The organism is Paraburkholderia sp. JHI2823 (assembly GCF_038900695.1).
In the GTDB taxonomy this organism is placed as follows: domain Bacteria; phylum Pseudomonadota; class Gammaproteobacteria; order Burkholderiales; family Burkholderiaceae; genus Paraburkholderia; species Paraburkholderia mimosarum.
Map to the genome: position 1 here is coordinate 173,882 of NZ_JAYMRY010000006.1, position 15,250 is coordinate 189,131.

Below are 15,250 nucleotides of genomic sequence, written 5' to 3' on the forward strand. Positions count from 1 at the left end.
CCGCTCGTCATGCCCCCGCAGCACGGCAATGCGCACATCCAGGAGCCCGCCCCCGAACGCGCGCTCGGCGCGCCGCTGCCGCACGAATCTGCCGAAGCGCACGTCAGCGGCGAAGCGCGCTACACCGACGACATCCCCGAACTGCACGGCACCGTGCATGCGGCGCTCGGCCTCTCGCGCCACGCCCATGCGCGCATCGTCGCGCTGGATCTCGAGCGCGTGCGTTCGTCGCCGGGCGTGCTCGCGGTCCTCACTGCGGCCGACATCCCCGGCACCAACGACTGCGGGCCGGTCGTGCACGACGACCCGGTGCTGGCCGGCGAGCTGGTGCAGTACCTCGGCCAGCCCGTGTTCGCCGTGATCGCCACGAGCCACGAACTCGCACGCCGCGCCGCGGCACTCGCGGCGAGCGAGGACGTCGTGCGCTACGAGCCGCTGGGGCCGGTGCTCACCATCGACGAAGCGCGAAGGCGCCAGCATTACGTGCTGCCGCCACTGCGTCTCGTGCGTGGATCGCCCGTCGAGCGCATCGCCGCGGCGCCGCATCGCCTTGCGGGCAGTTTCACCGTGGGCGGCCAGGAGCAGTTCTATCTCGAAGGCCAGGTGGCCTATGCGCTGCCGCAGGAGCAGACGGGCATGCTCGTCTACAGCTCGACGCAGCACCCGAGCGAGATGCAGCAGGTAGTCGCGCATCTGCTCGGCTGGCCCGCGCACCGCGTGAGCTGCGAATGCCGGCGCATGGGCGGCGGTTTCGGCGGCAAGGAATCCCAGTCGGCGCTGTTCGCCTGTGTCGCCGCGCTCGCGGCGCACAAGCTGCAGCGCCCGGTGAAGCTGCGCGCGGATCGCGACGACGACTTCATGATCACCGGCAAGCGTCACGACGCGCTCTACGCGTACGAAGCCGGCTACGACGACGAAGGACGGCTGCTCGGCGCGCGCGTCGAGATCGCGCTGCGCGCGGGCTATTCCGCCGATCTTTCGGGCGCGGTCGCCACGCGCGCGCTCTGCCACTTCGACAACGCCTACTATGTTTCGGACGTCGAAATCATCGCGCTCTGCTGCAAGACGAATACGCAGTCGAATACCGCTTTTCGCGGCTTCGGCGGCCCGCAAGGCGCACTCGTGATGGAGGTGATGCTCGACGAGATCGCGAAGACGCTCGGCCGTGATCCGCTCGACGTGCGGCGCGCGAATTACTACGGCATCGGCGAGCGCGACGTCACGCCGTATGGCCAGTGCGTCGAGGACAACGTGCTCGCGCCGCTCACCGACGAGTTGCTCGCGTCGAGCCGCTATCGCGAGCGGCGCGCAACGATCGCCGAGTACAACCGCGCGAGCCCCGTGCTCAAGCGCGGCATCGCGCTCACGCCGGTCAAGTTCGGCATCTCGTTCAACGTGCCGCATCTGAATCAGGCCGGCGCGCTCGTCCACGTGTACCGCGACGGCTCGGTGCTCGTGAACCACGGCGGCACCGAAATGGGCCAGGGGCTCAACACCAAGGTCGCTCAAGTCGTGGCGGGCACGTTCGGTTTGCCGCTCGCGCGCGTGCGCGTGAGCGCAGCCGATACGTCGAAAGTGGCCAACACGTCGGCAACGGCTGCCTCCACCGGCAGCGACCTCAACGGCAAGGCGGCCGAAGACGCCGCCCTTGCCATCCGCGCGCGCCTCGCTGCCCTCGCTGCCGTCCAATACGGCGGCGCAGCCGAGGCGGTGACTTTCGAGAACGGCGTCGTGCGGGCGAACGGCAGCGCCATCGCCTTTGGCGAATTCGTCGAAGTCGCTTACATGAAGCGCGTGCAACTGTGGTCCGACGGCTTCTACGCCACGCCCAAGGTGCACTGGGACGCGCGCACGCTCACCGGCCATCCGTTCTACTACTTCGCGTATGGCGCGGCGGTGTCCGAAGTCGTCGTCGACACGCTCACGGGAGAATGGAAGCTCGTGCGCGCCGACGTGCTGCACGATGCCGGCCAGTCGATCAATCCGGCCATCGATCTCGGCCAGGTGGAAGGCGCATTCATTCAGGGGATGGGCTGGCTCACGACCGAAGAGCTCTGGTGGAATGGCGACGGGCGGCTCATGACGCACGCGCCGTCCACGTACAAGATTCCGGCGGTGAGCGACACGCCGGAGGCGTTCAACGTGCGGCTCTATCGCAACGGCGGCAACGACAACGCGGAGCCGACCGTGTTTCGCTCGAAAGCCGTAGGCGAACCGCCGCTGCTGTTGCCGTTCTCGGTGTTCCTCGCGATTCGCGACGCCGTGGGCGCGGCGGTGCCCGAAGCGCGCGAGGCCGCGCCGCTGCGCGCGCCCGCGACGCCCGAAGCGATCCTCGATGCGATCGACACGCTCCGGGAGAGCAGCCGAAACATGAACTAAGCGCGCGAACCTGGCGGCGCTTCGCTCACTCCAACCGCGAAGCGCCACCCGCGCGAGGCCACGAAGATCAACCGGCGGCACAGGCAACGACGTGCCGCCCCGAAGGGAGAACCGCCAGATGCAAGCCTGGCTTTCCGATCTGCAGCAACTGCTCGCGCACGGCGACGCCGCCGTGCTGGTCACCGTCGCGCGCACCGAAGGATCGGCGCCGCGCGAGGCCGGCACGAAGATGATCGTCACGCGCGAAGCGGCCCGCCACACGATAGGCGGCGGCCACCTCGAATGGAAGGCCATCGAGATCGCACGCCAGGTGCTGCGCGACGGCATGCGCACGGCGCACGCGCGGCGTCTCGAGCGCCTCGCGTTGGGGCCGAGCCTCGGACAGTGCTGCGGCGGCGCCGTGGTGCTTGCGTTCGAGCGGCTCGACGTGGCCGATCTCGGTTGGCTCGCCACGCTCGCGCGGCGCCTCGCGGCAGGCACATCGACCGTGCGTAGCGTATCATTTCGCTCCTCGCGCAACGGGACCCCGGAGGCCGAGGGCACCGCAGCCGATCCGCCGATGCTTTCCGAGCCTGAAGCGGGCGTGGAAGCGCCCGACTGCCTGCTTTGGGAAACGGGCAGCACGATGCTGCTCACCGAGACCATCGCGCCGAACGACTTTCCCGTGGTGCTGTTCGGCGCGGGCCACGTGGGCGCGGCACTCGCGCGCGTGCTCGGCACGCTGCCCTGCCGCGTGCTGTGGGTCGACGAGCGCGACGCCGCGTTTCCGACGCCCGAGGCGTTCGCGCTGCTCAACGCGCCCAACGTGGCGATCGACGCCAACGACGCGCCCGACGAAGCCGTGGACACCGCACCGCCCGGCACGAGCTTCATCGTGATGACGCACGATCATTCGCGCGACCTCGATCTGGCCGAGCGCATCTTGCGCCGCGGCGATTTCCTGTTCTTCGGCATGATCGGCTCGCACACGAAGCGCAAGCAGTTCGAGCACCGGCTCGCCGCGCGCGGCATCGACCCCATGCAGATCGCGCGCATGCATTGCCCGCTCGGCGTCGACGGCATCGTCGACAAGTCGCCTGAAGTGATCGCGATCTCGGCCGCCGCGCAACTGCTGCAGGCGATCGAGGCGGCGAAACCGGCGAGCGCGACGCAGGCCGCTGCAACCCATTCCGCGTGAAGTCAAACAGTGAAGACCCCATAAGCCCAATCGAACCGACCATGACGATCACGACTACTGCGAACGCCGTCGCATATACACAGGCGCTCATCGAAAAGTCCGCCAACGCGCCCAAGGCCGAGCTGCATATCCATATCGAAGGCTCGCTCGAACCCGAGCTGATCTTCGCGCTCGCCCAGCGCAACAACGTGAAGCTCGCGTACGACTCGATCGACGCGCTGCGCGCCGCCTATGCGTTCACCGACCTGCAGTCGTTCCTCGACATCTACTACGCCGGCGCGAGCGTGCTGCTCGCAGAGCAGGACTTCTACGACATGACAATGGCCTACTGCGAGCGCGCACTGGCCGACCACGTCGTGCACGCAGAAATCTTCTTCGATCCGCAAACGCATACCGAGCGCGGCGTGCCGATCGAGACGGTGGTGGCCGGCATCGACCGCGCGCTCGCCGACGCCGAAAAACGCGGCCTCTCGAGCAAGCTCATCCTGTGCTTCCTGCGCCATTTGAGCGAAGCCGATGCGCTCGCCACCTTCGAAGCCGCGCGCCCGCTGTTCTCGCGCTACGCGCGCCTGATCGGGGTGGGTCTGGACTCCTCCGAGCGCGGCCATCCGCCTTCGAAGTTCGAGCGCGTGTTCGAGAAGGCGCGAGCGATGGGCCTGAAGCTCGTCGCGCACGCGGGCGAGGAAGGCCCGCCCTCCTACATCTACGAAGCGCTCGATCTGCTCAAGGTCGACCGCGTCGATCACGGCGTGCGCAGCATCGAAGACCCCGCGCTCGTCACGCGTCTCGCGGACACGCGCGTGGCGCTCACCGTATGCCCGCTCTCGAACACCAAGCTCTGCGTGTTCGACGACATGACGCAGCACACGCTCAAGCAACTGCTCGACAAGGGCGTGGCGGTGACCGTCAACTCCGACGACCCGGCCTACTTCGGCGGCTACGTCAACGAAAACTACCGCGCGATCATCGAAGCGCTCAAGCTCGACGACAACGAGGTGTACACGATCCTGCGCAACGGCTTCGAAGCGTCGTTCGTGACGCCAGATGAGCGCGCCGCGCTGATCGCGAAGCTCGACGCGAACTGGAGCCGCACGGCCAGCTAGGACGCAGCTCGATTCGCACGACAAGCCCCAGCCCGGGCTGCAACACCCCTCCGGCCCGGCGCGCGAGCGCCGGATCGCGGGCCGTCTCGCGCTGCGTTTTCCGCATCGGCGCGTGGGGACCGGAGCAAGCACTGGATAACTAACTGTTTATTGGATATCGGAGACGAAGTTCACATGACTCAATCGGCTTACCGCGCAAAACAGTTGACGTTCACCGGCGACCCTGCGCAATCGTCCGACGCCGCCGTCTATGACGAGGACGGCGTCGTGATCGTCGAAGACGGCCACGTGGTCGCCTCGGGCTCGTGGTCCGCGCTGAAGTCGCGCGTGAACGAACGCGCGACGGTCCACGACCTGCGCGACAAGCTGATCGTGCCGGGCTTCATCGACACGCACATCCACTATCCGCAGACGGACATGATCGCCTCGCCGGCACCTGGGCTGCTGCCGTGGCTGAACACCTATACGTTCCCGACCGAGCGCGGCTTCGGAAACGAAGCCGTGGCAAAGGAGACGGCGCGCTTCTTCGTCGACGAACTGCTCGCCTGCGGCACGACGACGGCGCTCGTGTATTGCACCGTGCACAAGCAATCGGCCGATGCGCTTTTCACCGCGAGCGAGGCGAAGAACCTGCGCATGGTCGCGGGCAAGGTGCTGATGGACCGTCACTGCCCCGAATTCCTGCGCGACACGCCGCAAACGGGCTACGACGACAGCGCGGAGCTGATCGGCCGCTGGCACAACCGCGGGCGTCAGATGTACGCGCTCACGCCGCGCTTCGCGCCCACTTCCACCGAAGCGCAGCTGGAGGCGTGCGGCGCGCTGGCGAAAGCGCACGCCGACGTATTCATCCAGAGCCACGTGGCCGAGAACCCGGACGAAGTGAAGTGGGTCAAGGAACTCTTCCCCGGCCATCGCAGCTATCTCGACGTGTACGACCACTACGGACTGTTGCGCCGCCGCGCCGTGTACGGCCACTGCATCTGGCTCGACGACGAAGACCGCCGGCGCATGGCGCAAACGGGCGCGGTTGCCGCGCACTGCCCGACCTCGAACCTGTTCCTCGGCAGCGGCCTGTTCGACTTCGACAAGGCGGGCGCAGCGTCGATGCCCGTGACGCTCGCCACCGACGTGGGCGGCGGCACCTCGTTCTCGATGCTGCAGACGATGAACGAGGCCCACAAGGTCGCGCGCATGGGCGGTCATCACCTCACGGCCACGCGCATGTTCTGGCTCGCGACGGCGGGCGCGGCGCACGCACTCGATCTCGCCGACCGCATCGGCACGCTTGCGCCGCAAAGCGAAGCGGACTTCGTCGTGCTCGATCCGCGGGCCACTCCGCTGCTCGCGCGGCGCACCGCGCGCGCCGAATCGCTGGAAGAGCTGCTGTTCGCATTCGCCCTGCTCGGCGACGATCGTGCCGTGTTCGAGACCTATGCGGCGGGCCAGCGCGTGCACAGCCGTGACGGCACGGGCCTCTGACACTCTTTCGCGAACCATAAAAAAGACGCGCCGGACACGAGGTCCGGCGCGTCTTTTCGCACTGCAAGCGCGGCGAACGTGCCTGAATGGGCCTATTTCGCCGGGGCCGCCTGCGGGGCGGCCGAATTGCCGTGGCCCGCATCCGTCGGCGCCGCACCGGTCTCGTTTGGCGTGCCGCCGCCCTTGCCAACCGGAATCTTGACCTCCGTCACCGTGCCGTTCGTCAGCGGGAAATTCCCCAGCGCGCTCTGCACGAGAAAAGGCATCGCGCGCACGAGCGAGGGGTCGTCGCCGGAGGTGCGCGCCGTCACGTTGTAGACCTCCTTGCCGCTCGCTCTGTCGGTGATGCGAATGCCGAGCGCATGCGAATACACCGGATACGTCTGGTTCACATAGGTGGGCTGATACGGTCCCCAGGCGCCCCATGGGTTCCATGGCCCCCAGTACGGGCCCGGCCAGGGGTTGTAGAACACGGGCTGCGCGACCGTGACCGTGTCCGTGCGGCTGCCATAGGCCAGGGCCACCAGATAGTGCGCCTGCGGCTCGGCCACCAGGCGGAACGCGTGCATCGCCAGCCCGTTGGCGACGAACTGCTCGTAGGTGCTCTGCTCGATGCTCTGATTCTGCTCGGGGCTGCGTTTGAACGCGAAGGTACGCATGGCATCGCTGCCGCCGTCCCATGCGGAGAAAGCGGTCACCTGGCTCGTCACGTAAGTCGTGCACCCGGACAGCGTGAGAGCGAGCGCCGCCAGCATCAGGAGCGCGCGGCGGGTCCATCGGTCATGCATCATGGTCTTCTCGTAGCAGTGTTGCGTCAGTTGGAAGAGTGCAGTCGTGGGGCCGCCCTCTCCGATACGTTATGGCTTGCGTGTTTATTCCGGGACCGCTCCTCGAACAATCCCGGGCCGGTCGGGCGTTATCGCGCGGTCCGCGAGCCATCCAGCAGGGCCCGATCATACTGACTCGCGCCGCCGTGCGAAAGTTCGGCTGCCGGCCCGTCCGCCTGCGGGCGGCTCCCAGGCGCTGACGGACAAAGCGGCCTGAGCCTTTGTACAATGGGGCGAACCGCCGCGTTTGCGCCGTCCCGCAAGGGCAGGCGAAGCGCGCCGGGCGCCGACGCTGTCGGCCACCCGATCCACCCGATCCGACCCGCCCTGTCCAGACTATGTCCGATACCGCCACGCCCTCCGTGATCCGCCGCGAAGACTACGCGCCGCCCGCGTTTCTGATCGATACCGTCGACCTCGAATTCGACCTCGTGCCCGAGCGCACCATCGTCAAGAGCACGTTGCGCGTGCGGCGCAATCCCGATGCAAGTCGCGCAGGCAACACCAGCGCGCATCTCGAACTGATGGGCGAGCAGCTCGAATTCATCGGCGCGGCCATCGACGGCAAGCCGTACGCGAACGTACGCGTGCATGAGCACGGCCTCACCGTCGAGAACGTGCCCGACGCCTTCGAACTCACGCTCACCGGTGCGTGCGACCCGGCCGCCAACACGACGCTCTCGGGGCTGTACGTGTCGGGCGGCAACTTCTTCACGCAGTGCGAGGCCGAGGGCTTTCGCCGCATCACCTGGTTTCTCGATCGCCCCGATGTGATGGCGACCTACACGGTCACGCTGCGCGCCGACAAGACCTCCTACCCGGTACTGCTCTCGAACGGCAACCTGATCGCGCAAGGCGATCTGTCCGACGGCCGCCACTATGCCAGATGGGAAGACCCGTTCCGCAAGCCCAGCTATCTGTTCGCGCTCGTGGCGGGCAAGCTCGTGGCGCTGGAAGAGCGCATCAAGAGCGGCTCGGGCAAGGAAAAGCTGCTGCAGGTGTGGGTCGAGCCGCACGATCTCGACAAGACGCGCCACGCGATGGACTCGCTCATCCACTCGATCCGCTGGGACGAGCAGCGCTTCGGCCTCGAACTCGATCTCGACCGCTTCATGATCGTCGCCGTGAGCGACTTCAACATGGGCGCGATGGAGAACAAGGGGCTCAACATCTTCAATACGAAGTACGTGCTCGCGAATCCGGAAACGGCCACCGACGTGGACTTCGCGAACATCGAGGCCGTGGTCGGCCACGAGTACTTCCACAACTGGACCGGCAACCGCGTGACCTGCCGCGACTGGTTCCAGCTGAGCCTGAAAGAAGGCCTCACGGTGTTCCGCGATCAGGAGTTCTCGGCGGCGATGTCGGGCGGCGACGAAAACGAGGCAGCGCGCGCGACCAAGCGCATCGAGGACGTGCGCGTGCTGCGCCAGATGCAGTTCGCCGAAGACGCGGGCCCGATGGCGCACCCGGTGCGACCCGAAAACTACGTCGAGATCAACAACTTCTACACGATGACCGTCTACGAAAAAGGCGCGGAAGTCGTGCGGATGTATCAAACGCTGCTCGGGCGCGACGGTTTCCGTAAAGGCATGGATTTGTACTTCCAGCGTCACGACGGCCAGGCCGTGACCTGCGACGATTTCCGGCACGCGATGGCCGACGCCAACGGCCGCGACCTCGCGCAGTTCGAGCGCTGGTATAGCCAGGCGGGCACGCCGCGCATCTCGGTGACGACGAGCTATGACGAAGGCACGCACTGCTACAGCGTGACGCTCGCGCAGGGTTACGCCAATGGCTCACCCGCCGCGCGCGAGACGCAGAAAGGCCCGCTGCACATTCCGTTCGCCATTGGCCTGATCGGCCCGGATGGCGCCGACCTGCCGCTGCGCCTCGAAGGCGAGGCCTCGGCGCAGGGCACGACGCGCGTGCTGGAATTGACCGAAGTGCAGCAGACGTTCACGTTCGCCGACGTGATGGTCAAACCCCTGCCCTCGCTGTTGCGCAATTTCTCGGCGCCCGTCATCGTCGACTACGACTACGGCAACGACGAACTCGCGTTCCTGCTCGCGCACGACAGCGATCCGTTCAACCGCTGGGAAGCGGGCCAGCGCCTCGCCACACGCGAGCTGCTCGCGCTCGCGGGACGCGCCACCGCGAATCAGCCGCTCCAGGTAGCCGACGCGCTCGTCGACGCATTCCGCCGCGTGCTGACCGACGAATCGCTCTCGCCGTCGTTCCGCGAACTGGCGATCATGCTGCCTTCGGAAACCTATCTCGCCGAGCAGATGACGGAGTCGGATCCGGCCGCCGTGCATGCCGCCCGTCAGTTGGTGCGCAAGCAGTTGGCAACGGCGCTCAGGCGCGAATGGCTCGCGGCCTACGAACGCAACGTCACGCCGGGCAAGTACGAGCCGACGCCCGAGGCGGCTGGCCGTCGCGGGCTGAAGAACCTCGCGCTCTCGTATCTCTCGGAACTCGACGATACTGCGCAAGCAGTAGGCCTCGCCACCGCCCAATACGAGGCCGCGAACAACATGACCGACCGTTCGGCGGCGCTCTCGGCGCTGCTGAACGCGCAGGCGGCCACCGGCGACGATGTCGCGAGCAAGGCGCTCGAAGACTTCTACGTTCGCTTCGAGAACGAACCGCTCGTCATCGACAAGTGGTTCGCGCTGCAGGCCACGCAGCGCGGCACCGCGCAACGCCCGACCATCGAGACCGTGCGCGCGCTCATGGGCCACCCGGCGTTCAACATCAAGAACCCCAACCGCGCGCGCTCGCTCATCTTCAGCTTCTGCGCCGCGAACCCCGCTCAGTTCCACGCGGCGGACGGCTCGGGCTACGCGTTCTGGGCCGATCAGGTCATCGCGCTCGACGCGCTCAATCCCCAGGTCGCCGCGCGCCTCGCCCGCAATCTCGAATTGTGGCGCCGCTTCACGCCCGCGTTGCGCGATGCGATGCGCACGGCGCTCGAGCGGGTTGCGAGCGAGGCGAAATCGCGCGACGTGCGGGAGATCGTCGAAAAAGCCCTGGCCTGATCAGACGCAATGCGACCCAATGCGCGGCGCTTCCAGGCGCCGCGCGATAGCCAGTCGACCGACCACTCAACCGGCCTTCGCGCCGGTTTTTTTTGCGCATTTTTTCGATTATTTTCTGGCGGCGCGAGGCGCGCCGTCACCGGGCGAAAGCCTGCACCGGTAAGCCGCGCCACGTCCGCGCGCGAGATTTGCTGATCTGTGCGGCGGGCGGTCACAGGCGAGCGGGTAGAATTGCGCTATTCCCAAGCGCATCCGGAGTACCGCAATGGCTTTGCAACGTCGCACCACCCTCACCAAGTACCTGATCGAGCAGCAGCGCCAGCACCGCAATCTGCCCGCCGACCTGCGTCTGCTGATCGAAGTCGTCGCGCGCGCCTGCAAGGCGATCAGCTTCAACGTCAGCAAGGGCGCGCTCGGCGACGCCCTCGGCACGGCCGGCAGCGAGAACGTCCAGGGCGAAGTCCAGAAGAACCTCGACATCCTCTCGAACGAGATCCTGCTCGACGCCAACGAATGGGGCGGCAACCTCGCCGCGATGGCCTCGGAGGAAATGGAAACGTTCTTCCCGATTCCGGCCAACTATCCGAAGGGCGAATACCTCCTCGTGTTCGATCCGCTCGACGGCTCCTCGAACATCGACGTTAACGTGTCGATCGGCACGATTTTCTCGGTGCTGCGCTGCCCGGACGGCCAGCAGGCGACGGAGGAATCGTTCCTGCAGCCCGGCACGAAGCAGGTCGCCGCCGGCTACGCGGTCTACGGCCCGCAGACGGTACTCGTGCTCACGACCGGCCACGGCGTGAACTGCTTCACGCTCGACCGCGAGCTGGGCTCGTGGGTGCTCACGCAAAGCGACATGCGCATTCCGGAAGACACGCGCGAGTACGCGATCAACGCCTCGAATGCGCGCCACTGGTATGAGCCGGTGCAGCAGTACATCGGCGAGCTGAACGCGGGCAAGGACGGCCCGCGCGGCGAGAACTTCAACATGCGCTGGATCGCCTCGATGGTCGCCGACGTGCACCGCATCCTGAACCGCGGCGGCATCTTCATGTACCCAGCCGACAAGCGCGATCCGTCGAAGCCGGGCAAGCTGCGCCTGATGTACGAAGCAAACCCGATGTCGTTCATCGTCGAACAGGCGGGCGGCGCGGCGACCAACGGCGCACAGCGCATTCTCGACATTCAGCCGCAAAGCCTGCACGAGCGCGTTGCCGTGTTCCTCGGCTCGAAGAACGAGGTCGAGCGCGTCACTCGCTATCACCAGGACGCGAAGAAATAAAAAGATGAGGAAAGGGCTTGCATAGTTCGCTGCACTTTCCTATAATCTTTCTTCTCTGATGCGCGCCGGAATAGCTCAGACGGTAGAGCAGCGCATTCGTAATGCGAAGGTCGGGGGTTCGATTCCTCTTTCCGGCACCAGGATTCAAGCAAAAAGCCCAGTCTTCGGACTGGGCTTTTTGCTTTGCATACCGACAAGAATCTAGCCGCGTTCACGCTTCTCACGGAGGAAGTCGATGAACACGCGCAGTTTGGGCGGCAGCTGGGCACGCCCAGCCATATAGAGATAGAAGCCGGGAAACGATGGGCACCACGGCTCGAGCACCCGCACGAGCCGGCCTTCATCCAGCGGCGCGCGCACGTAGTCCTCGATCACATGCAGGAGACCTGCACCCTGCTCCGCGGCGCTCACCATCGTGCGCAGATCGTTCGTCACGAAGCGGCCTTCGGTGAGCACGTCGAACACGCGCCGGGGGTCGCCCGGCCGCGCGAACTCCCACCGATAGACACCGCCTGTAGCGAAGCGATAGCAAAGACAATCGTGCGCAGCCAGATCATCAGGCGTGACGGGCGGCGCGTGGCGTTGGAAATAGTCGGGCGAAGCGACCACGACAATGCGGATCGGGCCTCCGATCGGCACTCCCACCATGCCCGGCGCAACCGATTCGCCAAGGCGAATGCCCGCATCGAAGCCCTCGCCGACCAGATCGGCAAAGCCGTCGTCAAGGGCGAGTTCGAGTTTGATTTGCGGGTAGCGCGCCATGAACTCGGCGAGATGCGGCATGACGAGCAACTCGCTAGCCACGCGCGGCAGGTTGATGCGCAACGTACCCGCGGGTTCGTCGCGCGAGGCGTCGAGCGCGTCGAACGCCGCCTCGATCTGCGCGAGTGCGGGCTGGATGTTCGCGAGGAACTGCACGCCTGCCTCGGTCAGCGCGACGCGGCGTGTCGTGCGATTGAAGAGCCTCACACCGAGTTGCGATTCGAGCGCGCGCACGGTTTGCGATAACGCCGACGTGGAGAGGCCCGCGGCAGAGGCGGCGCGCGTGAAGCTCCCATGCCGCGCAACGGCCGCGACGGCAAGCACCGCTGGAAGACGGCCGGCCAGGCCCGACGCAGCTGGCACGGCCGGCATGGCTGGCAGATGGGCAGAAAGTGGGTTCATGGCACCTCGATTGTGAAGTCTGGCTTCACAGTCCTTTCACGTGCAGCCGATTTTTCCACAAAAAGGAAAGGCGCATGATGACTTCGCGTTCCACTCACCTCTTGAGGCAACCGCCATGAAACTCGATAGCTATACGCTCCTCGGCCGCTCCGGCCTGCGCGTCAGCCCGATCGCCCTCGGCACCATGACGTTCGGCACCGAATGGGGCTGGGGCGCCGACGAAGCCGCCGCACAGCGGCTCTTCGACCTCTATGTCGATGAGGGCGGCAATTTCATCGATACCGCCGATCTCTATACCGAAGGTACGAGCGAAACCTGGGTCGGCCGCTTCACGGCGGCGCGCGGCCTGCGCGAACGGCTCGTCATCGCGACCAAGTACACGTACAACGCCCAGCCGGGGAACCCGAACGCCGGGGGAAATCACCGCAAGAACCTTCTGCGTGCGCTCGATGGTTCGCTCAAGCGTCTCGGCACGGACTACATCGATCTCTATTACCTGCACACCTGGGATCGCATGACGCCAGCGGACGAAGTGATGCGCGCCATGGACGACGCCGTGCGTGCAGGCAAGATTCGCTACGTGGGTCTTTCCGATGTGCCCGCCTGGTACGCTGGCCGCGCACAGACGCTCGCCGACTGGCGCGGCTTCGAACCCGTCGCGGCGATGCAGGTTGAATATTCGCTGATCGAACGCAACGCGGAACACGAATTTGCGGATCTGGCTACACAGCTCGGCATGGGGTTGGTGCCGTGGAGTCCACTCGGCATGGGCGTGCTATCTGGAAAATATCGGCCGTCGCAGGCGGGAGCGCAAGGCACCCAGGGTCCAGGCGGGGTCAGCGGCACGGGGCGCCTGCAGACGGTGGGGCCGAAGCCGCCGCCCGGCTTCGACAAGCTTTCGCCGCGCAACTTCGCCATCGTCGGCGAACTCGAGCAGGTTTCGCATGAGGTCAACCGTCCCATGGCGCAGGTTGCGCTGAACTGGCTATATCAGAAACGCGGCGTGGCGAGCATCATCGTCGGCGCGACCAAGGCCGCGCAGCTCGCGGAATCGCTCGGAGCACTCGACTTCACGCTTGCCCCCGAACTGCTCGCGCGCCTCGATGTCGCCTCGGAGCCCGCGCACCCGTTTCCCTACTACATGTTCGCGGACGGGCACCAGTCGCGCATTCATGGTCAGGTGAACGTGCGCGCGGCGCCCGCGAATCACGCCCACGCGCAACGCGTTCCCGCGCCGACGGCGGAACCGACCTGACGAATTATGGAAGTGCATGAAGACGGGGTACTGAGACCGCTTTACGAACGCTCGATCGTTAAACACCGGCGAATTGACATTGCGCAAACAATTAATAACGAACGAATGGGATAGAAACAGGCGCTTACATAGTTTCGGGCTTATTAACGTTTGGATGTCAACGGCCAGGCATAATAAATCGTTGTCGTTGTAAATGCATGGCGGGCGCTTCCGCCGCGGGCTTGCACGAGCTGCGGCGCCGCGCGGCGAGCGCGGCATGGCGTCGCGGGCCGGTTGTCAATCCGCCCAGCGTGCGACCGAACCGTGTTGTTGGCTGCGCGGCAGAGCGGCGGCCAGACATCCAGGTCGCATGCTGCAGTGCAAAGGACATCTGAACATTATATTCCTGCACCGTTAATCGATTGCATCGATGTGCGTATTAAGCAACACGCGCGCGGGAAAGGCACTGTTACGGTAAGCGGGGCTAGCGCAGGAGAAGCGCTGAGTCGGATAATCGGCTTACACAGGAGAAAGATCATGGACGCCAAACCGCCAAGAATTCCGACCCCGGACCAAGTCTTTAGCCCGGATCCGGAACCGGTGGCTGTCGAGTTTCTCGGCGACGAATTGCCCGCTCATGTGCGGGCGTTTCTTGACGAGCAGCGTAAGGCACACGAACAGAAGTGACGGGAAATGCCCACGTTCGCGCAACGCGTGATCACGCGCAGCCGGCGTTGATGTGCAAGTCGATACGCGTGACAGGGGACGCGTGTCGAGCCGTGCGCGACCAGGCGCGGCAGCGCTATCCGGTCGATCCAGTTGGCGTGCTCGCTCGCGTAGGCGCCGCTGAGTTCTCGTCGCCTCGCGCACAGCAAGCATAGTTGAGCGCAAGCAGGCCATAACCGGCTATGCTTCGCTTTTCATTGCCGGCGTCTTTCTTTCACTCGATGATCTCCCTCACCCGCGCAAGCGCGCATTGCGCTGCTGCGTTGCTGTTCGCCCTGCCGATCGCCTCCGCGCGAGCTGACAGCGACGACACGGCCCTCACCAACCTCGTCGCACTCGTTTCGCAGCGTCTCGCACTGGCCGCGCCGGTCGCGCAGTGGAAGTGGCAGCATCAGAAGCCGATCACCGATACACCGCGTGAAGACGCCTTGCTCGCCGACGTGCAAAAGCGCGCGGCGGTTGCCGGCGTCGATCCGGCGTTTGCTCGCGTGTTCTTCCGCGATCAGATCGACGCCAGTACGCTAGTGCAGAAGTCACTGTTCGATACCTGGCGAGCGTCTCAGGCGCCGGCCAACCCAGCCCCGGATCTCGCCACGGTCACGCGACCGCAACTCGATCAGCTCACCGGGAGGCTGATCGGTGCGCTCGCGCGCGTGCAGCCGCTGCGCGGCGCGCCGGATTGCCCGGCACGCGTCGCGCGTTCGGTCGAGAGCTGGAAGGAACTCACGCGATACGATTCCGCGCACGCGAAAGCAATGAATCAGGCGCTAGGCCATGTCTGCGAATCGGGCGGCGTAGGCGGTATGGCGTGATCGCGATACGCTAGCTGAAAACC

General features: G+C 65.8%; 11 protein-coding genes and 1 tRNA gene. 10 read left to right on the forward strand and 2 right to left on the reverse strand.

Annotated elements, in window-relative coordinates; genetic code table 11:
* The first annotated feature begins 9 nt into the window (after positions 1–9).
* The 4 genes from xdhB (at position 10) to guaD (ending at position 6,141) form a co-directional block, all read left to right on the forward strand.
* Positions 10–2,379, forward strand: a complete 2,370-nt coding sequence (gene xdhB, locus VSR34_RS09785) for a xanthine dehydrogenase molybdopterin binding subunit (protein ID WP_342962428.1) — start codon at positions 10–12, stop codon at positions 2,377–2,379.
* Between the two features lie 118 nt (positions 2,380–2,497).
* Positions 2,498–3,556, forward strand: a complete 1,059-nt coding sequence (gene xdhC / locus VSR34_RS09790; protein ID WP_028211666.1) for a xanthine dehydrogenase accessory protein XdhC — start codon at positions 2,498–2,500, stop codon at positions 3,554–3,556.
* Between the two features lie 41 nt (positions 3,557–3,597).
* On the forward strand, positions 3,598–4,659 hold the full coding sequence (locus tag VSR34_RS09795) for an adenosine deaminase (RefSeq protein WP_342962402.1): 1,062 nt from the start codon (positions 3,598–3,600) through the stop codon (positions 4,657–4,659).
* A 174-nt stretch (positions 4,660–4,833) separates the two neighbouring features.
* On the forward strand, positions 4,834–6,141 hold the full coding sequence (gene guaD / locus VSR34_RS09800) for a guanine deaminase (RefSeq protein WP_028211664.1): 1,308 nt from the start codon (positions 4,834–4,836) through the stop codon (positions 6,139–6,141).
* A gap of 92 nt (positions 6,142–6,233) precedes the next feature.
* Here the strand turns inward: guaD and VSR34_RS09805 are convergent, their stop codons facing one another.
* A complete protein-coding gene (locus VSR34_RS09805) occupies positions 6,234–6,932 on the reverse strand; it encodes a DUF4136 domain-containing protein (protein WP_028211663.1) in 699 nt (232 codons plus the stop codon).
* A gap of 374 nt (positions 6,933–7,306) precedes the next feature.
* On the opposite strand from VSR34_RS09805, the gene pepN reads away from it, so the two are divergent.
* The 3 genes from pepN to VSR34_RS09820 all read left to right on the forward strand — a co-directional run bounded on the left by pepN (position 7,307) and on the right by VSR34_RS09820 (position 11,431).
* Positions 7,307–10,009: an aminopeptidase N gene (pepN, locus tag VSR34_RS09810; protein ID WP_342962403.1), complete on the forward strand. Its 2,703-nt coding sequence runs from the start codon at positions 7,307–7,309 to the stop codon at positions 10,007–10,009.
* Between the two features lie 265 nt (positions 10,010–10,274).
* Positions 10,275–11,291 (forward strand): class 1 fructose-bisphosphatase, encoded by a 1,017-nt coding sequence (locus tag VSR34_RS09815; RefSeq protein WP_028211661.1) that lies wholly within the window; start codon positions 10,275–10,277, stop codon positions 11,289–11,291.
* 64 nt (positions 11,292–11,355) lie between these two features.
* Positions 11,356–11,431: transfer RNA gene (locus VSR34_RS09820), tRNA-Thr, on the forward strand.
* Between the two features lie 61 nt (positions 11,432–11,492).
* On the opposite strand, the gene VSR34_RS09825 is transcribed toward VSR34_RS09820, so the two are convergent.
* The gene (locus tag VSR34_RS09825; RefSeq protein ID WP_238327772.1) at positions 11,493–12,455 is read right to left on the reverse strand and encodes a LysR family transcriptional regulator; all 963 of its coding nucleotides are present in this window, start codon (positions 12,453–12,455) and stop codon (positions 11,493–11,495) included.
* Between the two features lie 115 nt (positions 12,456–12,570).
* On the opposite strand from VSR34_RS09825, the gene VSR34_RS09830 reads away from it, so the two are divergent.
* From VSR34_RS09830 to VSR34_RS09840, 3 genes are all read left to right on the forward strand, one after another.
* Positions 12,571–13,710 carry an aldo/keto reductase gene (locus VSR34_RS09830; protein ID WP_028211659.1) on the forward strand — a complete coding sequence of 380 codons (1,140 nt, stop codon included), beginning with the start codon at positions 12,571–12,573 and terminating at the stop codon, positions 13,708–13,710.
* A gap of 516 nt (positions 13,711–14,226) precedes the next feature.
* Positions 14,227–14,376, forward strand: a complete 150-nt coding sequence (locus tag VSR34_RS09835) for a hypothetical protein (protein ID WP_027795377.1) — start codon at positions 14,227–14,229, stop codon at positions 14,374–14,376.
* A 260-nt stretch (positions 14,377–14,636) separates the two neighbouring features.
* Complete coding sequence (locus VSR34_RS09840) at positions 14,637–15,227, forward strand: chorismate mutase (RefSeq protein WP_342962404.1); 591 nt, start codon at positions 14,637–14,639, stop codon at positions 15,225–15,227.
* The last annotated feature ends 23 nt before the right edge of the window (positions 15,228–15,250 follow it).